21 protein-coding genes are annotated in these 24,476 nt (G+C 45.2%); 10 read left to right on the plus strand and 11 right to left on the minus strand.

Annotated features, from left to right (window positions below; translation table 11 throughout):
* Positions 1 to 132: 132 nt before the first annotated feature.
* Entirely contained in the window at positions 133 to 735 is a 603-nt protein-coding gene (locus QUB77_RS26140) for a hypothetical protein (protein ID WP_333178838.1), read from the minus strand.
* An 83-nt stretch (positions 736 to 818) separates the two neighbouring features.
* Between QUB77_RS26140 and QUB77_RS26145 the strand changes: the two genes are divergently transcribed.
* Positions 819 to 1,709, plus strand: a complete 891-nt coding sequence (locus tag QUB77_RS26145; RefSeq protein ID WP_333178841.1) for a hypothetical protein — start codon at positions 819 to 821, stop codon at positions 1,707 to 1,709.
* Positions 1,710 to 1,836: 127 nt separating this feature from the next.
* Here QUB77_RS26145 and QUB77_RS26150 read toward each other — a convergent pair whose 3' ends face one another.
* Positions 1,837 to 2,325: a hypothetical protein gene (locus QUB77_RS26150; RefSeq protein WP_333178844.1), complete on the minus strand. Its 489-nt coding sequence runs from the start codon at positions 2,323 to 2,325 to the stop codon at positions 1,837 to 1,839.
* A gap of 195 nt (positions 2,326 to 2,520) precedes the next feature.
* On the opposite strand from QUB77_RS26150, the gene QUB77_RS26155 reads away from it, so the two are divergent.
* Positions 2,521 to 2,706: a ribbon-helix-helix domain-containing protein gene (locus QUB77_RS26155; RefSeq protein ID WP_333063338.1), complete on the plus strand. Its 186-nt coding sequence runs from the start codon at positions 2,521 to 2,523 to the stop codon at positions 2,704 to 2,706.
* A complete protein-coding gene (locus QUB77_RS26160) occupies positions 2,703 to 2,849 on the plus strand; it encodes a hypothetical protein (protein ID WP_333178846.1) in 147 nt (48 codons plus the stop codon). Before QUB77_RS26155 ends, QUB77_RS26160 begins: the two co-directional genes overlap by 4 nt.
* Before the next feature lie 93 nt (positions 2,850 to 2,942).
* Here QUB77_RS26160 and QUB77_RS26165 read toward each other — a convergent pair whose 3' ends face one another.
* From QUB77_RS26165 to metK, 5 genes are all read right to left on the minus strand, one after another.
* Positions 2,943 to 4,940, minus strand: coding sequence for an ATP-binding protein (locus tag QUB77_RS26165; RefSeq protein ID WP_333178848.1), 1,998 nt, complete (start codon positions 4,938 to 4,940; stop codon positions 2,943 to 2,945).
* 121 nt (positions 4,941 to 5,061) lie between these two features.
* The gene (locus QUB77_RS26170) at positions 5,062 to 5,487 is read right to left on the minus strand and encodes a hypothetical protein (protein ID WP_333178851.1); all 426 of its coding nucleotides are present in this window, start codon (positions 5,485 to 5,487) and stop codon (positions 5,062 to 5,064) included.
* 102 nt (positions 5,488 to 5,589) lie between these two features.
* Positions 5,590 to 7,506, minus strand: coding sequence for a HEAT repeat domain-containing protein (locus tag QUB77_RS26175; RefSeq protein WP_333178853.1), 1,917 nt, complete (start codon positions 7,504 to 7,506; stop codon positions 5,590 to 5,592).
* Between the two features lie 603 nt (positions 7,507 to 8,109).
* Positions 8,110 to 9,285 (minus strand): family 10 glycosylhydrolase, encoded by a 1,176-nt coding sequence (locus tag QUB77_RS26180; protein ID WP_333178855.1) that lies wholly within the window; start codon positions 9,283 to 9,285, stop codon positions 8,110 to 8,112.
* A 205-nt stretch (positions 9,286 to 9,490) separates the two neighbouring features.
* Positions 9,491 to 10,753, minus strand: coding sequence for a methionine adenosyltransferase (gene metK, locus QUB77_RS26185; protein WP_333178859.1), 1,263 nt, complete (start codon positions 10,751 to 10,753; stop codon positions 9,491 to 9,493).
* 313 nt (positions 10,754 to 11,066) lie between these two features.
* Here metK and QUB77_RS26190 point away from each other — a divergent pair, with 313 nt between their 5' ends.
* Complete coding sequence (locus QUB77_RS26190) at positions 11,067 to 12,791, plus strand: AAA-like domain-containing protein (protein ID WP_333178861.1); 1,725 nt, start codon at positions 11,067 to 11,069, stop codon at positions 12,789 to 12,791.
* Between the two features lie 91 nt (positions 12,792 to 12,882).
* Here QUB77_RS26190 and QUB77_RS26195 read toward each other — a convergent pair whose 3' ends face one another.
* Positions 12,883 to 13,230 (minus strand): rhodanese-like domain-containing protein, encoded by a 348-nt coding sequence (locus QUB77_RS26195; RefSeq protein ID WP_333178864.1) that lies wholly within the window; start codon positions 13,228 to 13,230, stop codon positions 12,883 to 12,885.
* Between the two features lie 117 nt (positions 13,231 to 13,347).
* A complete protein-coding gene (locus QUB77_RS26200) occupies positions 13,348 to 14,055 on the minus strand; it encodes a hypothetical protein (protein WP_333178867.1) in 708 nt (235 codons plus the stop codon).
* 118 nt (positions 14,056 to 14,173) lie between these two features.
* Here QUB77_RS26200 and rpsD point away from each other — a divergent pair, with 118 nt between their 5' ends.
* The 6 genes from rpsD (at position 14,174) to QUB77_RS26230 (ending at position 22,430) form a co-directional block, all read left to right on the plus strand.
* Positions 14,174 to 14,782, plus strand: a complete 609-nt coding sequence (gene rpsD, locus QUB77_RS26205) for a 30S ribosomal protein S4 (protein WP_006631941.1) — start codon at positions 14,174 to 14,176, stop codon at positions 14,780 to 14,782.
* Positions 14,783 to 15,259: 477 nt separating this feature from the next.
* Positions 15,260 to 15,970, plus strand: a complete 711-nt coding sequence (locus tag QUB77_RS26210; protein WP_333178870.1) for a hypothetical protein — start codon at positions 15,260 to 15,262, stop codon at positions 15,968 to 15,970.
* A gap of 108 nt (positions 15,971 to 16,078) precedes the next feature.
* Complete coding sequence (locus tag QUB77_RS26215) at positions 16,079 to 16,693, plus strand: COP23 domain-containing protein (RefSeq protein ID WP_333178874.1); 615 nt, start codon at positions 16,079 to 16,081, stop codon at positions 16,691 to 16,693.
* A 108-nt stretch (positions 16,694 to 16,801) separates the two neighbouring features.
* The gene (locus tag QUB77_RS26220) at positions 16,802 to 17,668 is read left to right on the plus strand and encodes a serine protease (RefSeq protein ID WP_333178876.1); all 867 of its coding nucleotides are present in this window, start codon (positions 16,802 to 16,804) and stop codon (positions 17,666 to 17,668) included.
* A gap of 35 nt (positions 17,669 to 17,703) precedes the next feature.
* Positions 17,704 to 18,687, plus strand: a complete 984-nt coding sequence (locus QUB77_RS26225) for a serine protease (protein WP_333178878.1) — start codon at positions 17,704 to 17,706, stop codon at positions 18,685 to 18,687.
* Positions 18,688 to 18,806: 119 nt separating this feature from the next.
* Positions 18,807 to 22,430: an SdrD B-like domain-containing protein gene (locus QUB77_RS26230; protein WP_333296135.1), complete on the plus strand. Its 3,624-nt coding sequence runs from the start codon at positions 18,807 to 18,809 to the stop codon at positions 22,428 to 22,430.
* A 74-nt stretch (positions 22,431 to 22,504) separates the two neighbouring features.
* Here the strand turns inward: QUB77_RS26230 and QUB77_RS26235 are convergent, their stop codons facing one another.
* Together QUB77_RS26235 and QUB77_RS26240 are read right to left on the minus strand one after the other, a co-directional pair.
* A complete protein-coding gene (locus QUB77_RS26235; protein WP_333178883.1) occupies positions 22,505 to 22,933 on the minus strand; it encodes a hypothetical protein in 429 nt (142 codons plus the stop codon).
* A 43-nt stretch (positions 22,934 to 22,976) separates the two neighbouring features.
* Positions 22,977 to 24,476: iron uptake porin (locus QUB77_RS26240; RefSeq protein ID WP_333323592.1), on the minus strand; the 1,500-nt coding region annotated here is incomplete at its 5' end.

Consider the following 24,476-nt stretch of genomic DNA (forward strand, 5'->3'; position numbering starts at 1 on the left):
TCGCGAGCGCAGCCAAACAACCGCGGACAGAACTTACAGACTCCCACCAAAGAAACCGGTTTTTTTACCGAATTTGCGCGCTACAACGAAATATTTTCGTAAAAAAACCCGGTTTCTGACCTCCCGACGGACTCAATACGGAGTCGCTGCAATTGTCATGGTCTTTTTCTGCACATCAAATTGCATTTCATCGATAACAAATTGTCGTTTATTTTTCCCATCTCCAACGATAACTGACCTGATACTGTCCAACTTGTCATCAGAAAGAACAGACTCTAGGTTCACCACCGCTTGACCTTTATTCGGATCTCGCAAGCGAAAAGCGTTCATGGGAATACCGCGCCAAATCTCTCGACGGATTTTCGCTGGAGTGCGATCGCCCCGAACAACTGGCCCCCCATTACTGTAATAAGCCACCGCACTTTTGGAAAACACGATTTTATCAATTTGACCCAACGGGATCGATCGCTTTTCCTGTCCTGCCTGTATCAATACTTTTTGCTCTTTCTCATCAATCTTTACAACTCGACCGTCTCTTTTTCCGCCGCCTTTCATCACAATTTCTGCTTGCGTCGGCAACGCTAGGGGTATGGGCCCGCTAGCGTTAGCCTGTGATTGTACCGATCGCAAATTCTGTTTCTGGACTTCCTGACTGGCCGCATTAACTTGTGCTGCCATACCCGCTGTTACCGTAAAAAGTGCTACAACTAGAAATGAAAGTGTTTTGCGTTTCATCGTCCCCTAGACCCCCTTCAAGGATAAGCGTTACCCGTGCTAATGTCCTAAAGTTGTACTCCACATCCCTTGAAGGTGATTCCGTGACCGCTTCTCCCCAACCTACTCCCGAATCGAATATTTTAGGCAACTTTGCCAGCGTTGTTGGCTTGCTTGGTGTCGCTTTGTTTTTCACCGGCTGGATTTATCGCTGGTCTTATTTTTACTGCTTTCAGCTAAATGTAATTAGCCTCGATTTACCAGTAGAATCGTTTTTCCTAGTAACGCTTCAGGTGTTTTTAGGCGATGGCTGGACAATACTCAGAAGTGCGATCGCCCTTCTGCTGACAGCCATAGCGATTTACAACAGTTTGTGGTTGTTTAATAGTATCAACACAAAATTTGCGAGTGCAATTAATTGGATAATTACAGGAGGTATTTCCTTCGCTCGGACAAGAAGATTATGGCGAATTACCCGCATTTTGAACTCTTGGCAACAATTTAATCTCAATAGATATAACTCAATCAAATTATTGCGATCGCTCGTTGACGAAATTATCATCGTCGGTTGGGTATTGCTAGTCTTATTCTGGTCAGCATACCACCAAGGTATTGCCGATGCCCGACGCGATGCCGGGGAAAATTCGTCTTTACCCGCAGTTGCCTTAATCGCCAAACAAGACAACATTGCTTTAGGCAGAAAACTCGACGATCCAACACTCCGACTAGACCCCAAAGGATTTAAGGCGATCGGCGATGCAGGTTTATTTGCTGATTTGAGCAAAAGAGATTATACTGATATCAATAATCCCAAAGAACCTAGAGTTTGGCGGTTGCTTTTGGAGAGAGGAAACTGGATTTATCTGTTTCCGGCTTTAACAAAAGAACAGCAAAAAGACCCTAACGCTCGCCCGCCCGTGATGGCTATTCAACAAAGTCAATCCGGCGATCAATTGCTGATAGTCAGTCCCGCACCTTCTCAACCGTCGAAATAAAGTCGGCACGGGTCGATCGCCAAAACCAAAGAAACCGGGTTTTTACCTCATCTGTTGGCTACAACCAAAGATTTTCGTAAAAAACCCGGTTTCTGACTACCGGCGCGTAAGTCCTATCCTGGTATCTTTAAAGGGCCGATCGCACCCACACAACCTCAAACACACCACCCGGAATAAAGCGACACAAAGCCCTCCGCCGATCGTCCGCATCTTGGCGGTTGACAAAACGCGCAATTGTGTAATGCTGAGCATTCGGTAAAATGCGGACGATCGCCCAAGAATGGCGATCGCCCTGCTTTGACTTTTCAGGTGTTTTCAAGAGCGAATTTGGGTTGAGTTCGATCGCGGGGCGATCGGCGATCGTCGGAGAATCGGCTTTTCTCAGAGAGTTGAGGTAGCGGGCGATCGTACTTCCTTTGAGATTCGCCCCGACACGCAGAATCAGAAACACCGCCAAGCTTTCGATCTCTGGCCCAGTCATGCGCGCGCGATCGGCCTCAAAATCCTCATCTGAGTAGCTGCGGATACCCGACAGCAGTTGCGTGATGCCAAAGTCATCTAAAGCTTGTTGATAGCCGCGGGTATATTCGCTCTCGTCGCTTCCAGGCTGTACCATAGAGATTGCCTCCTTGCTTATTTAGGGGCCAGAAGCCAGCGACGAACTTTCCTAGGGATGACGCTGGCTTTTGACTTGTTCACAGTATATCACTTAAACGCCACATATATGTAACGTAAATGACGTATACTCGACAAGACAGTCCAGATACAGCACAATGACGATCGCCCTAAACAAAAAAATACTGAGCCTCGGATGACCAAACGCTTAACCACTTATTTGGCTGATGGAATCTATGACATCCTCGAAGAGTGGGCAGAGAGGGAACGCCGTTCAATCAGCAGCTTATCAGCATTCCTTTTGGAGCAAGCAGCCAGAGAACATCAAAAGGAAATGCAAAAACAGCCCCCGCCATCGGATGAAAAGCAGGAGAAAAGTTGACTGAGGTGTGGGCGATCGCGCTTTCAACAAATATGAAATTTATCGGCATCCATTTAGGTTGGAGTTCGGAAGCCAGCGGTTTGTGCTGTTTGAATTGGCAAAATAACCAATTGCAATTTATAGAGTGCGATCGCCCCCACTGACAAAACTAAAGCATTTGGACACAAAACCAGAGGTTTGAAACATAAATTTTCGCCCCTCTGCCTACCCCCTAAATATCTCGCCCAAACATCACATCACCCGTCTCCCGCAGGTATCCGCACAGTGAAAATAGACCCTTTCCCCTCTTCGCTTTCTACCAAAATTTCCCCGCCCATCATCTGACAGTAGTAGCGACTAAGTGTCAGCCCCAATCCGGCGCCATCGTACTGTCGCGCCGCTGAAGAGTCAGCTTGCACAAAAGCTTCAAACAAGTTGTGTTGTTGTTCTTCCGACATTCCAATTCCGGTATCTTTAACAGAGAAACAAATCCAATCGGAGTCTTGAACATTCAGCAGGGGACAAGCAATTGCCCCAGAATAAGTTTCATCGGCCACCATTGAATTGTCAATCGCCGATCGCCCTGCGGCATTCAATTTTCCACTTCCTGCAATGCGCTTCACACTCACTTTCACCCTCCCGTTTTTGGTGAATTTCGCAGCATTACTCAACAGGTGCATCAAAACCTGCCGCAATTTTTTGAAATCTGCGTGTATTATGCCCACAGTTCGATCGCACTCAATCTCCAAAACATTGCCATTTTTCTCTACCAACGGTTTCGCCGCACTCGCAACATTATCAACCAGGGATTCGATGTCAAACTCCTGGATTTCGAGTTTCATACTCCCCGCTTCTATTTTTGACAAATCAAGGATATCGTTAATCAAAGATAGCAGATGCGCGCCTGCTTTTTCAATCTTCTGCAAATCGGGTACAAACTCATCAAATCCCGCCTCCTGGGCATCTTCTGAAAGTAGTTGACTGTAGCCGATAATCGCATTTAAAGGCGTCCGCAATTCGTGGCTCATATTTGCTAAAAACTGGCTTTTAGCAGTGTTAGCAGCGACGGCGACTTCCTTAGCTTGTTCTAATTCTTTCGTATGTCCCGAAACCCGCTCGATTAGGTGATTGAGAGAGGCAGCCAGAGAGCCGATTTCGCCTTGGCCGGTGACAGGTGCTCGCAAGTCAAAATTAGACTCAGCAGCTACTTGTTGGGCCACCTGAGTGACGCTGATCACAGGTTTGGCGATCGCCCGGCTCGTCCGATAAGCGACCATTCCAGCCACCACTACCGACACCAGCATACTAATAATAATTATGGCTTTTTCCATTCCTTGGGCGTCTTCCATCACTTCACCGCCTTGGCCCTCTTGCTGCTGGGCAATATCGAGGATTTTACTCAATTCCTCAAGGCTAATGTTGATCTGTTTTACACCTTCTCCGCTTTCGATGGCGAGCAATTTTCTGGCCGACTCTATCTCCCCAGGCGATAGTTGCGATTGCTGGATTTTCTGCAAAGTTGACTGGAGAGTATCGGCGTATGCTTCTAAATTTTTTGTGCAATCTTGCAGTAAAAACTTGAGAACTTCCGGTTGGGCTGCCAGCCAAGCAGGTTGGCTGTCGGCAAACTTTTCTATACGCAACCGCAGATTTTTTGCCTTAACAATACTCTGAACCAACTGCTCTTCTTGCTGTTTTAGCTTTGCCGAATTATCTACAAAAGAATCTAGCTGTGAACCCTGCAGTTGAGCCGCCAGCGCCGCATCTTTAAAATTGCCGAGCAATTGCGCTTGTAGGTGAGCATCATTGAATTGCTTTAATCCTTGTCCTTGGTAGTAATCGGCAATCACCAGTCCGCTCAGCGATCCGAAAAAGCCGATTCCTATGGCCAGCAAATACCCGTAGCCAATTTTTTTATGGATAGGCAAACCGCCAATTTGGGATGGCAAACTTTGGCTGACTTTTAAGAATATTTTTTCTACAAAATCATGAGGGTGCTTTTTTTTATTCACCGTGTCTACAGAAGCCACTTCTCCAGAAATAAAAACTGGGATCTGTTTACCTAAAGTGGTATTTTTTGAGTTAACCTTTCGTGTTTTCACATCTTGTTTCGGCGAGTTAAATGGTTCTAAGTCGGGATTGAATTCCCCCTGGTCTTCCCAAACGGCAACCGACAAACTTGCTTCGTGTCCTGTTTTTTTTAGCAAGTTAATTTTTGACATATGCAACCGCTGTCTTCTGTTAAAATCTACCACGCTCTTAATTTCTCCAAACGGAAAAGCTTGTCTATTTGACCGTAGACATCTGCGAAAAAGCATCTGAAACTCTTGTCGAGTCAGAGGAGAAACTTAAATTCGGTTGATGTCTAAGAGATAATTAGGCTGTTGATGACTGTTGCCAAATTACTTTTTCAACCCGTAAAAGTCTGCAGCAGGCAAAAAAAAATAAAAATTTATACCCGCAGTGAATTATCCCCGCGTGGAATGTTACAGGCAGAAAATTCTCTCTGACCTGTTTTGCCTGTGAGTAGCCCAAAGCTGATATTGTCTGTTGACAATGCACCCGATTCCTTCGCTTTGGGCTTTGGCTGCCAGCAATGCGACGATTGCTTGACGGTTTTTGTTCAGCATCCCACAACTTCTTAGCACAGAATGTCACAAATGCAGCAGCCGATCGAACTTTTTGCACCCTGGCGATCGACTTTTGGCATCGTTGCCCCGCACAGACAAGTCTGAGGTGAAGTGTCGTTAGTTGAGTATAACTGTAGCGCTTGCGAAAAGAAACCGGGTTTCTGCGAGTCAATCGATTTTAGATTTTAGATTTTAGATTTTAGATTTTAGATTTTAGAATTGAAGCATTGACCCCACGGATGAATCCGGGGGCTTGTATCCTCGATGCTTTCGGTCAACTGTTGGCGATTGCGAGTTCTGGAGTTGCGGTGGTCAATTCGATCGCCAGTGCTAGCTTACCGTCTCTACCCAAAGCTTCATCGGCCAAGTGTACCATCCAGCGATTCGGCTTGGCTTGGGGTCTGGCGGCGAGAACAACAGTCCAAGCTTCCCGTTCCTTGCCGCGACCCAACAGCGCAGCACAAACAGTCAAAGCTGTGGCCGTTGAACGGCTGATCCCACTTTGGCAGCAGATGAGCAAACTGCCTCCCTGTGGCGACATTTTGAGGGCGAAGTCAATAATTTTCAGTACATCCTCAAGGGTAGGCAAGATTTGATCGGGGTCGTCAACGGGGGTGTCGAGGTCGTTAAACTCCAGGCACATTCGGTTCGGGATTCGATCGAAAGTTTTGGGTTCGGGCAAGCCCGGACTGCCGATCGAGATCAGGTATTTAATCTCCCGCCCCGCAGCGCGGTCAACAATGTATTCGCTGGCTTCTGCTTGCGAAGCAATCAGGATTTTCGGCAGTTTTTCACTCGATAAATCTGCAGAGACTGAGGAATCAAAATCAACTGTTTCTGCCTCAGTCCTGACATCCGCCAAATATTGGGCAGCCAGCGCCCGAACGTCAGCAAATTCGCGATTTAAAGCTGTTTCCAGAGCCAAAATAGCAGCCGTTGAGCCAATTTGACCGAGGGATTTAACAGCGTTTTGGCGCACTCCAGAAGTTTCGTCTCCCAGCAGCCGCAGCAAACCTGCCACAGCTTCCTCTGTCCCAATTTCCCCCAAAGCAGCAGCAACTCTCCACCGCACATAAGATTCGCTGTCGCCAATTGCGCTCGCCAGTCCCGCGATCACCATTTTTTGCAATTTCGCATCTCCCTCTGTATTGATGTTCCCAAGGGCCACCGCCGCCCTGCCGCGCACGAAAATGTCTCGATCCGAGAGCGACCCGATTACCGCCACCATAGCCACCTCGCTGCTGATTTCTCCCAAAGCAGAAACTGCACTGCCGCGTACGTCTGAGTCGTCATGGTTGAGGGCTTGTACCAGCCCGGCCACAGCCGTTTCCGTGCCAATTTGTCCCAAGGCCTCGGCGGCCCTCAAAGAAACTGCATAGGAGTCGGGATCGTCGTGAAGCAATTCTATTAAGCCGGGTACTGCCTCACAATCGCCGATTTTCCCCAAAGCCGCCGCCGCCCTAGCGCGGACGATGTGATTTTCGTCTCTGAGGGCATTCAGCAGCGCGGGAACTACCTCAGAGACACCTATTTTTCCACAGTTGACGGCCGCCCGCCAGCGCACCTCGGAGTCTTGGTGTTTGAGGGCTTTCAGCAGCGCGGGGACGGCTGTTTTCCGGTTAATTTTGCCCAAAGCCCAAACAGCCCAGGCGCGCACCCTAGAGTCTGGGTGTTTGATGGCTTTGAGCAGTGCTGCGGCGGCTGGTTTCGAGTCAATTTCTCCTAAAGCCCAAGCAGCCCAAGCTTGGATTTGGGAATCTTTGGATTCGAGCGATCGGGCTAATTCAATTACTGCTGCTTCGGAGCCGATTTTGCCGATCGCTCGAATCCCCTCAAGGCGCACTGCACTTTCTTTGTGGTTCAATGCAGCCACCAGCATCGGAATTGCCATATCCGAACTTGTTAAGGCCAGCAGTTGAATTTTTAGCAGCGGCGAAGTGGGGATTTTGTCGATTAATTTTATGGTGGTTGTTTGAAATTCTGGCTTTACCGTTCCTGCTAGCTTCGAGCCGAGTTTTAAATTTACTTTTAGAGCTAATTTTACTGCCCGCAAAGCCAGACTTTGCTGTTCTACTTGCGGCAATAGAGTCGCCAAAGTCCGCATCCCTTGTTTTTGTTTCAAATATTTTTGATGGAATTGAGCATCGCTGAGCTCGGGTAGCTGTTGGATGAGGCTTGCTGCTGAGTTCACTGATTTATCCTAATATTTTGGCGAGCGGTTGAGATTGCTCTTTTAAACCGTATTTAAAAAATATGGCGTCTACAAAACGCTACTTCTAAAAAAAAGCTTGCACCCACTTCTAAAATATGTCTTATTCCACTATTTTTGCAACTCCCCAATTATTAATTATCGGGTTTGTTTGGGCGATCGGCTTGACAATTAGTTGCGCTTGCTGATTGGCATCGCTGGGTTTTGAGATAGCCTAACTCTGCTATATTATTTTATCCTCACATCTTGCACCATTGTCAGCAACAGGCAAGATAGCTGTTCCACAAGAAAACTCACCCTTTGTGGAACAGCCATCTTGCCTGTTCATCAAAGCTTATTGAGAATGGTGCAACATCTTATTTTATACCCACTTGGTTTGAAATAGCGATCGGCGCGGTTGACAATCAAGCATCCAGGATACAAGCCCCCGGATTCATCCGTCCAGAAATAAAAAACCTGTATCCGATGAAAGTTGCCCCCCGAATTTATCCGTGGGGTCAATACTTCAATCTAAAATCTAAAATCTAAAATCTAAAATCGGTTGACTGCAGCCAACCGGAAACAGCTTGATTGCGGGACAATCTCTCAACGAGCATAGGGCCCTTTTTTCAAAACCTTAGCCAAAGCGTTATCGTTATCTCGCAAACCTTCGTAAAAAAACATCACTTCTCCTTGAATGCCACAAGAGCGGTTGTAAGCAATTACTTGCAACAAAAGTTCGGGAGTTATGCTATATTTGCTGCCTCGATTCGTCAACAAAATACCGGGCGACACGCACTTTACTTGCTGCCCGCTAAGCTGTCCCGACATCATTTTATCGACCAATTGTTTGTAAGCATTAAAATCGCGACGATAAAACTGCGGGTGAAGCAGATCCACCAAATTTTTGTCAACCCAAGCTTTAGAATCTTGCAAATATTCCACCAGCCCCCAGTCATAAGGACTCGGCGACATCGATAGCAACAAATCAGGATTAATAGCTTTCACTTCTCGGTGTAAACGAGCTACAAACTCAGTAATAATATTAGCACGCCACTGTAGCCAATGTTGTTCTTTACAATCCGACGGCGCTGCTCTACCGCACTCTTCTCGATAGCGTTTAACCGTTTTTTCGTCGTAACCGCCTTCTACGGGAAACGCAATGCGATCGTCTCCTTGAACTCCGTTTACCGGATAATTCTTAGCAACTTCCAGCATCAACCCCAGCACAAAGTCTTGCACTTCCGGGTCAAGAGAATTCATCCAGTCAAAGTTATTTTTTTTAAGTAAATTGCCGCTGGCATCACGGGCGATCCACTCAGGTTTTTTCGCCAGCAAATGACCGCCCTTGCGATTGTAAGAACTCACAAATCCGTATTCAAAACAAGGAATTACTTTTAAACCAACTCTCTTTGCCTCAACACATATTTCTGCTAAGGGGTCGCGACCTTGATAGCGCGAGTCAATTTCCACCCCAAATTTTTCTCGCATAATTTGAGAAGGATAAGCCGTATAACCCTGGCTCCAAATTATAGGAAAAACGGTATTAAATCCCGTATCGGCGAGAAAGTCCATTGCCTCAGCAATTCGCTCTTTTGATGTGAGAACTTTGGAGTCAGTGCTGGTTATCCAAACGCCGCGAATTCCACCAGGATTGTTAGTCGCAAACGAACTGGGCAGCGTTGCTGGATTTGGTGCAGAAAATCCAGTCGTCGCCAACCGCTGTTGGAGGGAAGAGGCAAAATTGCGAATTGCTGATTGGAAAGGTGTGAAAAATCGCATTTATTCTTTTTTTTTTGAAGTTGGGTACTGAACCCGCTACGTTATTATTGATTGGTAGCACCCGGTATTATTTATGGATAAGATGGGTCTAAGAATACCCGATATTATTAATTATGGATAAGGTGCGCAGTGCGCACCCTACATTGATTGGTAGCACCCGATATTATTTATGAATAAGGTGCGCTGCGCGCACCCCAAAATTGTACTATCCAGCTACTCCCGACAACTTCTGGCTCAAAGCTTCTTTCAAAAGTTCTGCCTTATCAGTTTCCTCCCAAGGCAAATCTAAATCAGTGCGTCCGAAGTGACCGTAAGCCGCCACATCTTGATAGAAACGGCCGCCTCTTTCTGCAGGCAAATTCTGCAAGTTAAATGCCTGAATGATTCCCGCAGGACGCAGTTCAAAATGCTGCTTCACAACTTCTAAAAGGCGATCGTCATCAACTTTTCCAGTGCCAAAAGTTTCGATCATCATGCTAACCGGCCGCGCAACGCCGATCGCATAACTCAACTGCACTTCGCACTTTTGGGCTAAACCAGCCGCTACGATATTTTTAGCAACGTAGCGACAAGCATAAGCCGCGCTGCGGTCTACCTTGGTGGGGTCTTTCCCAGAAAAAGCGCCGCCGCCGTGACGGGAATAGCCGCCGTAGGTATCCACAATAATTTTGCGGCCCGTCAAACCCGAATCTCCTTGAGGTCCGCCGACCACAAATTTGCCGGTGGGGTTGACAAGGAAGCGAGTTTCTGCATCCGGCTTCACGCTAATATCGGCAAACACAGGTTGGACGATAGCAGCCCAAAGGTCTTCTTTGATTTTGGCTTGAACTGCGGCTGTGTCTGTGATGTCGCCGATCGTTTCGGTGTGCTGCGTAGAAATTAAAATCGTATCTATGCCAACCGGTTTGCCGTCCTCATAGATGACTGTAACTTGGCTTTTGCCGTCGGGACGCAGGTAAGATAACTGACCGGTTTTGCGGACTGCTGCCAGTTGACGGCAAATCCGGTGCGCTAAACTGATCGGCAGAGGCATCATTTCCGGCGTTTCGTTGCAAGCAAAACCGAACATCAAGCCTTGGTCGCCAGCGCCAATGGCGTCTAATTCCTCTTCACTCGATTGTTCCCGGCTTTCCTGGGCTGTATTCACCCCTTGAGCAATATCGGGAGACTGAGCATCAAGAGCCACCAACACCGAGCAGCTATTGGCCGAAAAGCCGTTGTCAGCGTGGATGTAGCCAATATCGGCTATTTTTTTCCGGGCTAATTCTATGTAATTTACTTGAGCTTTAGTGGTAATTTCGCCCGTCAGCAACATTAAGCCGGTGTTGACGACAACTTCCGCTGCGACGCGGCTTTTGGGGTCTTCGGTCAGTAAGGCATCTAAAATCGTATCTGAAATTTGATCGCAGATTTTATCGGGGTGGCCTTCAGTGACGGATTCAGAGGTAAACAGGTAGCGGCGTGACAATGATTATTTCTCCTTAGATAGCGGCTCTTCCTGCGCGACATCGACGACCAACGAGTTATTTTTCAGGTAAAGGCTCAGAATGAGCGCGTCTGGGCTACCGTCGAATTTTTGTCGGTCTGCAGAGCCGTGTTGAAGCAGGGTTTGAGACTGGGTAAAGTGACACTACTATAGCAAAGTCAGTTCCGGGAAGTCCCTAAAAAGTTAGATTTTTTAGGATTGTCGATCGATCTTGGACACCGCTGGTCTACCTCCTAACCTGACAAAGGTTGACGCGCAGTAAGATACAGTCAGGGTATCGCCTTGTGCAATGACTATGGCTGGACTCCAAAAATCACCAAACTTGATCCAAACAATTGCCGACCTAGAATTTCCCGGCGGCCCCATACCGCTTGGCTCTCCATTTTATATTGAGCGCTCAGGGGCCGAAGCCTTGGCCTGTGCAGAAATTAGCAAACCCGGAGGCCTTGTTCGCATTAAAGCTCCCAAAAAAATGGGCAAAAGTTCGCTGATGCTGCGGATAATTGACGCGGCAGTCGATCGTGGATACCGCACAGTAACTTTAGACTTTCAGCAAGCCGACACAGCGGTTTTTGCTAGTTTAGATAAATTTTTGCGCTGGCTTTGTGTCAATGTCGCTCGGCAACTCAAACTCGAACCAAATATTGATGAATTCTGGGATGAAGATATGGGCAGCAAGGTAAGCTGCACTATTTACTTTGAAAACTATTTGCTACAACAAATTGACAGTCCTATTGTCTTGGCGATCAACGAAATAAATCGGGTATTTGAACGCACCAATATTGCTCAAGATTTTCTTTCAGTGATCCGTTTTTGGTACGAACAAGCTCGTGCTAGCAAAATTTGGCAAAAACTCCGCACCGTTGTCATTCATTCGGCAGAAAATTATATTGCTTTGAATGTTAATCAATCTCCATTTAATGTAGGAATGCCGATTAAACTCTCAGAATTTACTGCGGAACAAGTTCAAGATTTGGCGGGCCGATACGGACTAAAGTGGAGCGATCGCGCTCCGATACAGCAATTAATGAACATGGTAGGCGGGCATCCTTATTTAGTGCATTTAGCGCTGTATCACCTGGCAATTTTGCAACAAAACCGCCTGTCCGTCGATGGGGATGAGCCTGGGGAGGAACTGGGGCGATCCGAGTTGGAAGAACTGTTAACAGCAGCTCCTACTCACAGCGGAATTTATAGCGACTACTTGCAAAATCAGTCGATCGCCATTCAACAGCAGCCCGAACTCGCCTCCGCATTCCAACAAGTTATCGATGCTAAAAATAGCATTCACCTCGAACCTTTGATGGCTTATCAGTTAGACAGCATGGGACTGGTCAAATTAGAGGGAAATAACTGTAGTTTGTCTTGCGAATTATATCGCCTGTATTTTCAAGGACAAAATTTGTGCGAGGACAAGTGGTCAGTGGTTCGTTTTGAGCAGTTGCAGCAAGAAAATCAAAGGCTGCAAGCTTTGGTGAATGTGGACGAACTTACTCAAATTGGTAACAGAAGGCATTTTGATAGTTGCTTGCGAACCGAATGGGAACACATGGCTCGCGAGGGGTCTCCGATATCTTTAATTCTGTGCGACCTCGATTATTTCAAAATATATAATGATACCTACGGACATCAAGCTGGAGATGATTGTTTGCGATTGGTAGCTCAGACAATTCGCCGATCGCTCCAGCGTCCTGCTGATGTAGCTGCTCGCTACGGTGGCGAGGAGTTTGCTGTGATTTTACCTGAAACTGATGCGTCGGCGGCTGTGGTTGTTGCCGAACAAATTAGAGCGAAAGTGAAAGATTTGAATATTGTTTTTAACCCGAAGAGTCTTGACGGTCTGCCTAATTCTGTGGTAACGATTAGTTTGGGAATTGCCAGCGTTGTTCCGAGCGAGGAAAATGATGCAATAACGCTGCTACTGGCGGCTGATGAGGCTCTTTATGACTCGAAAAGGCAGGGGCGCGATCGGCTCACTATGAGTACGCTTTTAAATTTTCGATTTGCTACTGTTAATTAGGTATTTCCTGGGAAATATAATTCGTTTCTACACATACAAAGTCCGCCTGCGCGGACTCTAAAAAAACGATAGTTGAGAACTGGATTTGATATTAATAGCGGGGGACGGTTCGATCGACCACCATTGAGTAAGCATCAATGCCGCCAACGACATTTTTAACGTTGGTAAATCCTCGCTCGGTTAACCAATGGCACATTTGAGCCGATCGCACTCCGTGATGGCACAGAACTAGGGTTTCTTTGTCGCGATCGAGTCTAGCGTCAATTTCACCAGACCATTCGGCAAACTTGCTCAGCGGAAAAGCTACAAATCCCGGCAGCGCCGCGAGTTCAATTTCGTAAGGTTCCCGCACGTCTACAAGCTGCAATTTCTCAGCATTGGTTTCGGCTAATTTGCGACCTAATTCTTCGACTGTAATTTGAGCAAAAATTTCTGACATTTGATTATAAAAAAGTAGTTATCAGTCAATCGATTTTAGATTTTAGATTTTAGATTTTAGATTGTTAACAGTCAACAGTCAACAGCGATGCCCTCAACAGTCAACTGTTAACAGTGATTAATTGAGGGGCGAAGGCGGTGGAATTAGCTCCACAGGAGGGGTAGGTGCAGGAGGCCCATCCAACTGGCTCACGCTGCCCCTCGGGTCAAGACAAGTGGCGATTAACCTGTCAGTTGCAAAATCGAGCCTGCCGCTCAAACCGACTACGCATTCAGCAAACTGTTGTGGCAATAAACTGCGGCGGCATCCATCAAGCACTACCAGGGGAGCCGCAGGTTGAGTTCGACTTTTGCCGTTAATATTCACTACGCAAGTAGCCAATTCCTTGGGACGCCTCACCCGCCTACAGCTAGAGAGCGCTTCGACACCAGGAATATTGGTTTTGCGGTTGATTTGGAGAGCGCATTTAGATATGTCGCGGGGGTGGAGCGCGTCAGCACAAGCGGCGGCGGCGACCTCTGCTCCCACTCCGGCTTCGATTAGTTCCAGGGCGCAGACGCGATAGGGATTCCTAGAGCGAGGGATTCTAATAGTGATGGCTGAGGCTGGCGAGATTGGCAGTGCTGTGGCTAACAAACCAAGTGCTGCTAGCTGCGTGCCGAGAGCCAAAATCCAGCGCGCGGTAGGGCTTGAGCCTGTCGGTGCTGGCTTTGGGGAAGAAGTGCGGGAGAAATTGTGGTTGTGCATGGCAGATCCAGTAGTGAGTTTTTTTGCCTGATTGGGGCGATCGAGCGATCGGCTTTTCCTTGAGAATTTACCGCACATTATGGATCGCGCTGCGGTCGATCGTTTTTTTATCGATATTTGTTGGAATTTTGACCGTTACTAACATATAATATAGAGTCTGCATAAAATTGCATACAGATATTAGAGAGGAAAATAAATGTCTCGATATCGAGGCCCCCGATTGAGAATCGTCCGTCGCCTGAAAGAGTTGCCGGGTCTAACCCGCAAAACCCCCAGACGAGATTATCCGCCTGGACAGCACGGTCAAAACCGCAAAAAGCTCTCTGAGTATGCGGTTCGCTTGCAAGAAAAGCAAAAACTCCGTTTCAATTACGGTGTGACGGAACGCCAACTGCTCCGTTACGTCCGCAAAGCCCGCCGTGTCACGGGCTCCACAGGTCAAGTGTTACTGCAATTTTTGGAAATGCGCTTGGACAATACTGTGTTTCGGATGGGAATGGCTCCAACCATTCCGTCCGCTAGACAATTGGTAAATCACGGTCACATAACTGTCAATGACCGTGAAGTCAATATCGCCAGCTATCAGTGCAAGCCTGGTGATGTGATTGCGGTGAAAAATAGAGAGCGCTCGCGCACAATGGTAGAAGCTAATCTCAAAGACCCAGGCTTGGCTCACTTGCCCAATCACTTGGAATTTGATAAGCAAAAACTAATTGGCAAAGTTAACGGCGTTATCGAACGCGAGTGGATTGCTCTACAGATTAACGAACTGCTAGTGGTGGAATACTACTCACGGCAAGCTTAAGTTATTAGTCATCAGTCGTTGGTCATTAGTCATCAGTTGGTTGCTAGCAGAATAATTAATAATTGGGTAGGAACCCAGTTATTGATTAATTGCTACTGAATAATGAGGACTAAGGACTGAGGACTAAGAATTCATAATTTTCAACACTCCCACCCCTAAAAAGGGATGGGATTTTTTGAAGGTTTCGCTTCAAATACCCCTAAGCTTTTCTGCTATTTCCTTGAATTTTTTAAGGGTACTTAAACAATAAACCTATTGCAAAAGTCTGGACGCGATAATTTTTAGGAAAATGCCAACTGTACCGTTCAGGGGGCAACAAGCGCCTCCAAAGCAAAAGCATTACAATACAGTGAAGTTAAACTTCGGAGTTTGACTCTGAATAGGTTAAATTTTTTAAACTTTTGTAACAATTGCCAATATAGTCCTACAGCAGTTGGGTATCTAATCTATAGTCGGGATGTGGAGGTTATAAGGACTATGAAATACATTAAGTTTCAAAGAATTGCTCTAACCGCGGCTCTGATCGGTGCGACTATAGCCGGTTTTAACAGCACAGTTATGGCACAGGAGGCGTTAGAGTCTACAAAGACTATTAGTGGGAGAATCGATGATTCATCACCTCCTGTTTTTATTTCTGGTAAATTTCGTCCGGGAAGAGAGTACACCTTTCAAGCTGTAGCAGGTGATGATATTAAAATCACAGCTGCTCGCGATCAAGGCTCTGCAATTGATATTGCGTTAATGGTGTATCCGCCCAATCAGCAACCTATAGAGGCTAAGGCGACAAACTTAAATGAAGGTACAAAGGTAGTTTTTTTGCAAAACTCTATTGAAACTGGAGGGACGTGGAAAGTTCGTGTATTTTATAAAAACGATAAACCTGGAAACTACAGCATCACCCTTCTTATTAAACGCAATGGTGCTGTGGTGCAACCCGCCGATCCCTATATTGCAACGATCAATAGTTGGGGAGCAACTCGCGTCGATTGTAATGCAGGGACTGCTGTGGTTAGGATTGCTTTTGAAGCGAACAAAGCTTACTGCATTCAACCGACTCCAGCAGTACCCGCTGGGAACTACACCTACGATCGCACAACGGGAGAAATTTTGCCCCAGAATGCTGTTTCCCCAACCCCTACCACTCCTGGGCCCGTCAATACACCGCCTGACGAGGGACCACCATTCTGAGTTGTTGTTACAAGCCGTAACAAGTTGCGGATTAATTGATAGTAACAACTCGATGACCTGGGTGCTTTTATTCAATGCTTTCGCTTATATTATTAGGAAAAAAACATCATGAAATCTCCATCGCTCGCTTCCCTTTCATGTTTAGCAATGGCTGTCGCAGGTATGGTGACGTTAACCAGTGAAGCCCAAGCTCAACGACTTGGGCCTGCTCCTAACGGCATCCCAGTTTCACGCCCAGCAATGACAACTGTTCGTTGTACAGGTACAGTAACAGTCGCTGAAAAGAATGGCGTCCGAAGAACCGTTATTAAATGGGATACAGATTACTTTGGAGAGCCATATTCTCCTGAAACCCGCTGCCAAATTGTTTCCTCTAAACTGCACAATGCAGTCATGGCGAATGGAGGAAGTTTTAGAGGAATGAGTTTTTTTAGTGGAGTTGTCAACGGGGAACTGGTCGTTTGTATTCTAGGGACAGGTCAATCAGGGTGCAACTCCGGCAATTTCTTGTTTACCCTCAAGCCAGAAAATCGACGTCGCGTTGGACAAATTCTGCAAGATTTAACGAATTTTTCAGTAACAGGATCGAGTAGTATTGTGGAAGATAGTGGTGAGGGAATAAAAGTTGATATCAGTGATTTAGACCAGGAATTAGGAACTTCCGACCCGTCCTATGCACCTCAGTCTCCCTCTCAACCTGAACCCAACGAGACGGGGTTCTAATCTCCGCTCGTAATTAATCCCCAAAAATTAACCAGAAAGAATCTTTTGTAGGGGCTGTCCTGTAGAGGCATCCCCTACTCTTTTAAACTTGATGTTGATTGGCTCACAATGGAATTATTATCTACCTTAATTGGGTTACAATTATTCGTCGTTAGTCCGGTATTGAGGGAATTGTCAAGGGGCTGGGGGATTCCATTTCCAACTCATCCCCAGAGTTCAATCATTAATACCGCAACCGTTCAACCCTCCCAAACACTAACTTCCCGTTTACCGGCAGTCGGGGTATCAGTTCCTGAAATTGCTAGACAAGTTACCGTTAGAATCCTAACAGAACCCGGTTTAGGATCGGGTGTAATTATCGATCGCCAAGGACAAACCTATACAGTATTGACTTGCTATCATGTTGTGGAGAATAGCTATGACAGCCAATACACGGTTCTTACCTCAGACGGTCAATCCTATCACGCTGAATGGCTGCGGTCTGTTCAGTTCGCAAACTTAGATTTAGCCTTAGTTCAGTTTACCAGTAATCAATCCTATCGAGTCGCTACCATAGATTTACAACCCCTTGCACTCGGAGAATTAGTTTATGCCTCTGGATTTCCGAATTGGTATTGGCCCAACCAAAATTCACCTTTAAGTACAAAGGATTGGGGAAATAAAGCATACCGTTTAACGGTGGGAAAGGTGGGAATGTTATTGAAGCGAACGCTTCCCCAAGGATACCAACTCGGTTACACCAATGAAGTTGAAAATGGCATGAGTGGAGGGCCAGTTTTAAATCAATATGGTCGATTAATTGGCATTAATGGCCGCCTTAAGTATCCGTTTCAAGGAATTGATGTCTTTAAATTTGAGGATGGAACCGTTCCTTCAGAAGACCTATTTCAACAAATGGAAGCCTTAAGTTGGGCGATTCCCATTTCGCGGTTTCAGAAACCCAAAACTCCTCCGGCTTCAGAAACATTATTTTAGAAATCTGAGCAAGAGTTTTTATACAATTAGAATTGATGATATTAACAATTAGGATTCTCTCCCGTCGAGGCTCTAACATTTTATCGCTGTTTTTAGCGTTAATTACAGCGATCGGCTTAATTCTATTAAGTTCACCTTCTCAAGCAATTATGCCCGATGATATCGATGCGATGTCTTCCCAAACCACAGTTTTAATTGGGGAAGCTTTAAAAAAAAGTGATGGAGGGCTAGAAACATTTAATCCCGGTTCGGGTGTGATTGTTGCCCGCAGTGGTAATACTTATTATGCAGTCACCAATACCCACGTTGTTAAACAACCTAACACTGAAGGTCTTTGGGGGGTTGTGACCTGGGATGAAAAATTTCATGAAGTTCGCGATGTTGGGGATAATATCACTCGATTTGGGAACTATCAGTCTAGGGAGTTACCAATCGGAGGATTTGACCTCGCCTTAGTCAAATTCACCAGTAATGATAATTATCCAATTGCTGTTATGAGTAATTCTGAACAGATTCAAGTTAATGAGCAAGTTTATCTATCCGGTTGGCCTAAACCAGAAGGAGGGGTTGCTGGTACTGTGCGTGTTTTTAGTCCAGGTAAGTTAGTTAAAGTTGATGATACTCCCTTTTCAAATGGGGGGTATAACATTATGTATGATAACTGGACTAAACCGGGGATGAGTGGCAGTCCAGTTTTTAATCAAAATGGAGAATTAATCGGGATTCATGCTGCTGGAAGAAGACAAGGGGATAATTACTGCATCGATCGCGAGTTAAATCTTAGTAGTAGTTGTGGAATTCAAGCGGTTTATTTGATTAGTCAAATTGAAGCTAAGCAGATTAGACTAGCTTTTAATCCGCCACCTGTCAATCCTTCGGTAATTGCTAAAGGAAGAGCAAATAAAGCTGAAGCCGATGTCATTGAGGATGTGTATAAAATATTTAATCGTGTAGAATCACAACTCAGAGATTGTCCAACCGGAGTTCTTATTGATGAATCTGGATGTCAAAGTTGGTAGTGGTAAAAAAGTAGCGATTTTTGCCTTCTCGATTATTTTCTCTAAATCATTGAATCTTACTCAAAAAAAGATTTAATGACAACATTGAATTCTCACAACTCTCTACCAATCTAAAAACAATGAAAAACTTAACCTTACTTCCCAGCAATAACCTCATTTCAGGTTTAGATAGTAATAACAACAGCCCACTTGAGACAGCGGGATTAGCAACTTTAACGAATAACTTGAAGTTTGCTCAACAAATTAATAGTCCTGGCCCAGGACCTTTACCTACTTTTACTGGCCGTATTCAAGGAACAAAATTTACCAACGATCTCAATCGTAACGGAATTTTTGAACCGGGAGAGGATCAACCTCAGCCGGGTGTTACCATATTTTTAGATCTGAATAACAATGGTCAACTGGATGGAGGAGACTTACAAACCCAAACAGATAGTTTAGGTGGTTATTCCTTCTCAAATTTACCCCCCGCCACCTATACTGTTCAAGAAATTGTTCCCCCAGGTTTCGAGCGTGTTACTCCAGTTCAAGCTGTTACTGTTGCTAATGGGACCGCTAACTTTGACATTGTTAATCGTCAGAATTTTGTACAGCCACCACCAATTTTCACTGGCCGTATTAGTGGAAGAAAATTTAACGATCTCAATCGTAACGGAAGGCTTGAAGCGGGATCAGATCAACCTCAGTCAGGTGTCACCCTATTTTTAGATCAGAATAGCAACGGTCAACTCGATAGCGGAGAATTACAAACTCAAACAGATAGTTTAGGTGGTTATTCCTTCTCAAATTTACCCCCCGCCACCTATACTGTTCAAGAAATTGTTCCCGCAGGGTTCACTCGTGTTACTCCAGTTCAAGCTGTTACTGTTGCTAATGAGACCACTAACTTTGATATTCTTAATATTGCACAAACACCACCAACTGTCACTGGTAGTATTAGTGGCAGGAAATTTAATGATATCAATGCTAACGGAATTATTGACGTAGGAGAACCAGGAATTCCAGGATTTACTATTTACATCGATCTCAACAGAAACAACATCTTTGATAGCAGTGAACCCTCAAGACTAACAGATGCCACAGGTTCCTATCAGTTCAATGACTTACAACCCGATACTTACACACTTCGGGAAGTCCAACAACCGGGTTTTGTAGCCACTCAGGTTCCTGATCCAGTTACAATTCCTCTTTCTACGAGTGCGACAGTTGCTAATTTCACAAATATCAACTTTGGAAATCGTCGTGACACTGGCAGTATTAGTGGCAGGAAATTTATTGATGTCAACAATGACAGGACTTTTACAGCGGGAAGCGATCAACCTCAGTCAGGTGTCACCCTATTTTTAGATATCAATAACAATGCTCAACCCGATAGCGGAGAATTACAAACTCAAACAGATAGTTTAGGTGGTTATTCCTTCTCAAATTTACCCCCAGCCAGCTATACTGTTCAAGAAATTGTTCCCGCAGGTTTCACTCGTATTACTCCAGTTCAAGCTGTTGCTGTCGTTGCTAATCAGACCACTAACTTTGACATTCTTAATGGTTTTAGTTTTGTACCACCACCAACTGTCACTGGCAGTATTAGTGGCAGGAAATTTAATGATATCAACGCTAACGGAATTCTTGACGTAGGAGAACCAGGAATTCCAGGATTTACTATTTACATCGATCTCAACAGAAACAACCTCCTTGATAGCAGTGAACCCTCAAGACTAACAGATGCCACAGGTTCCTATCTGTTCAATGACTTACAACCCGGTACTTACACACTTCGGGAAGTCCAACAACCCGGTTTTGTAGCCACTCAGGTTCCTAATCCAGTTACCATTCCTCTTTCTACGAGTGCGACAGTTGCTAATTTCATAAATATCAACTTTGGAAATCGTCGTGACACTGGCAGTATTAGTGGCAGGAAATTTATTGATGTCAACGCTAACAGGACTTTTGAACCTGGAACCGATCAACCTCAGTCAGGTGTCACCCTATTTTTAGATATCAATAACAACGCTCAACCCGATAGCGGAGAATTACAAACTCAAACAGATAGTTTAGGTGGTTATTCCTTCTCAAATTTACCCCCCGCCAGCTATACTGTTCAAGAAATTGTTCCTGCAGGGTTCACCCGTGTTACTCCAGTTCAACCTGTTACTGTCGTTCCTAATGAGACCACTAACTTTGACATTCTTAATATTGCACAAACACCACCACCTGTTACTGGCAGTATTAGTGGCAGGAAATTTATTGATGTCAACAATGACCGGACTTTTACACCGGGAAGCGATCGACCTCAGTCAGGTGTCACCCTATTTTTAGATATCAATAACAATGCTCAACTCGATAGCGGAGAATTACAAAGTCAAACAGATAGTTTAGGTGATTATTTCTTCTCGCAATTACCCCCCGCCAGCTATACTGTTCAAGAAATTGTTCCTGCAGGGTTCACCCGTGTTACTCCAGTTCAACCTGTTACTGTCGTTCCTAATGAGACCACTAACTTTGACATTCTTAATATTGCACAAACCCCACCAAATGTCACTGGTAGTATTAGTGGTAGGAAATTTAATGATATCAATGTTAACGGAATTCTTGACGTAGGAGAGCCAGGAATTCCAGGGTTTACTATTTACATCGATCTTAACAGAAACAACATCTTTGATAACAGTGAACCCTCAACACTAACAGATGCCACAGGTTCCTATCAGTTCAATGGCTTACAACCCGGTACTTTCACACTTCGGGAAGTCCAACAACCCGGTTTTGTAGCCACTCAGGTTCCTAATCCAGTTACCATTCCTCGTGAACCCGATTTTGTAGCCTCTCAGCTTCCTAATCCAGTTACCATTCCTCCTGTTAGGGGTTTCAATGCAGAAAATATCAATTTTGGAAATGCTCGAACAACGCCCATTGGCATTCCTGGGATTTTGCAGTTTAGTAACCCCAGCTATTCAGTGAATGAAGATGGCACAACCAGTCTGGAAGTGATGGTGACTCGAACTGAAGGTAGTTTGGGAACAGTGGATGTAACTGTATTAGCAAGTGACGGCACTGCAAATGCAGGAACAGATTATAATGCTACACCGATTACTGTTTCGTTTATCGATGGGGATACCACACCCAAGCCCATCCGAATTCCCATCATTAATGATTCTCTATTTGAACCCAATGAAACTATTAATCTTTCCTTAGTTAATCCCACAAACGGAGCCACTTTAGGTGTAGAGACTGCTGCAAGCTTAATAATTAATCGTAGCGATAGTGGTGTCCCCTTAAATATAGATAATGTGGGTAATTTACAAACTGTTGCTAGAGATCCTTTAATTCGCGAATCTGGTTTTGACTTGTCTGCAAATGCTTTGGCAATTGTCAGCGCACAGCAAGGAGGAAGCGGTAATTTTATCGATCCTTTGATTAACCCCGGACAGGTTGCTCGTGGGATTACCTACAATGAAGGACAATCAATTATCATCAATGTAGCGAATGGATTCGATCAAAAATTTAGCTTCCGTTATGCTTCTCCATTTGCCGAGCATCAAGTGACGATTTATGATGGAGTGAATGGAACAGGAAATGTTTTAGCCTCAGTACAATTGCCTCGAACAACTGACTCTAATTTAACGCCCGGTGCTTATATTTTAGAAAGCAATCCTTCATCAAATCTGTTGTTTCAAGGGATTGGCAAATCAGTAATTATAGGAAACCAACCTAATAAACTGGTGCTTGGCGATATTAGTTTTGGCTAAAGTCATTATATTGTTTATCCTGGGAAAACTCACTTGGGGAACGCTCTGTTCCCCTTGAGTGTATGCGTAACCCCTTAATTACGTCCTCTTTGAGAGGGAATAATAACATTTGTTCGGTCAAAATTGGGAGATAAATTTGGTTGTCCAGGACGCAACTGACCGCCGGCATTTTGTCCGTTAAATCCTACTTTTTGTAAAGAATCTACCGTTGTAGCCACTCCACCTGCCCCACTCAGGGGATCTGCTGTTCCCCCTAAAGCATCATTTAAAAATGTCTCCCTGAATCCCCTTCTTCTTCTTGCTTCCGGATCTTGTGTTTCTTCAAAAAAGGTGGGTCGGATACGTCGAGCTTGAGCAATAGTTTGAGTTTCTGAACTGGAGTGAGACGAGTTTAAACTTTCTGCTTGGCTAGGTGAAGCAAAAAATCCTATTCCTCCTATGCTCAGAATCAAAATAGCCAGGAAGGGATTCAGAAATTTTGAGTTGGGTAAATACTGATTCACGATTTTAATCTCCAAAACTTGTGTTCAATTGAGGACAAACTGTTTAGAACAGAAATGTTGTTCTGAGGACACCCATAAAAATTGTGTTATTGTCAGCATTATGTTCAGGAGCCGTAATAACAAAGAAACCCGGAGTAACAAACATGTTATCGGATACACCCCAGCGATAAAATGTCTCAAAGTGTAGAGACGTATCTCGATCCGTTCCGTTGGGTAAATCCCGACCTGCAACTAATTTTGGGGGTTGACCAATGATGAAAGCCAATAAGTCTCCCTCACGACCAAAGGGATCGGAAATCCCCACAGAAGCCGCGTAAGTTGTTGTATTAGCATAGGCATTGCTATTAAGGAAGTTCCCCATTGTAACACCTCCCCATGCCCCCAAGGTAACTTGACGATTAATCCGCCATTGAAACGATGCACCTAGAGCATTAATCTGTATGGGTTTCTCCAAACCGCCAGAAGTATCGGCATTTAAGCTACCTGTAAAGGTATCTAGGCTGCCATTGGCAGAGTAGGCGTTAATGTAAGTTAGACCTGCTAAAGTATTGCCAGAGGGTTTAATTAAAAACTGAACTCCCAATGTACTGTGATCGGAGCCACTGATACCTTGATTAGGAGCGCTGCTGTTTCTTGTTCCATAGGCAACTTGCAATCGCAGCCAATCTGTTACTAACAAATCCGCACCTGCTCCCGCATCTAAGCTACCGATTTTAAAGAGAGGACTGGCTTCACCAAATCGAGAAATAGCTCCCCGTCCTGTATCAAAGTAGGGAGAATTGGCGGTAAGTACATTGCTAAGACTGAAGCCGACAGGTCTAGCTGTAAAGACTACGCGATTGTTAAATGCAGGAAATCTGTATTCTAATACGTCTAAGGCGATTCGGTTATTGGTATCAGTCTGAGAAGATAGCAGGGCCATGTCACCAAATCCTGGTTTCTCAACTGTTCCGGCATAGCCTCGATTTGCCGAGTTTCCACTAACTAAGCCAATTCTTAAGCGATCTAAACCACTAAAAGAAGAGACGGTTCCCACACGGACCAAATTAGTAAAAACGGGTTGGTTATTACTTTGGTCTCCAGGGGGGTCGCCTCCTGTTGCTGTGGCTAACGCAAAAATGGCTTCTCCTCCCAAAACTGTAGTTGTGGAGAATCGGTTAGCTTCGAGTTCAGCAGTACGAGCTTCTAAAGTATCAACCCGACCTCGTAAGGTAGCTAGTTCTGCGGCAAACTCTTCTTGCAGTCGCTGTAAAACGGCTAAGTCTTCCTGGGTTATTTTATCGATTGCCGATGCAGAAGTTAATTCATTGACTCGTTGCAAGCAAGCATTCAAACCCGCCGCAAACTCGTAACGAGTCAGGGCTCGATTCCCTCTATAAGTGCCATCGGGATATCCGCTAATACAACCGTAGCGTTCAACTAAAGATTGTAAGGCTTGAAACGCCCAATCGGTAGGCTGTACGTCGGACAGTTGGGAAACAGATGTCACCTGACCTTGAACTTTTACAAAGTTATCTTTAACTTCTTCAGGCTGTACGTCGGA

The organism is Microcoleus sp. AT9b-C3 (assembly GCF_036705485.1).
GTDB lineage: Bacteria > Cyanobacteriota > Cyanobacteriia > Cyanobacteriales > Microcoleaceae > Microcoleus.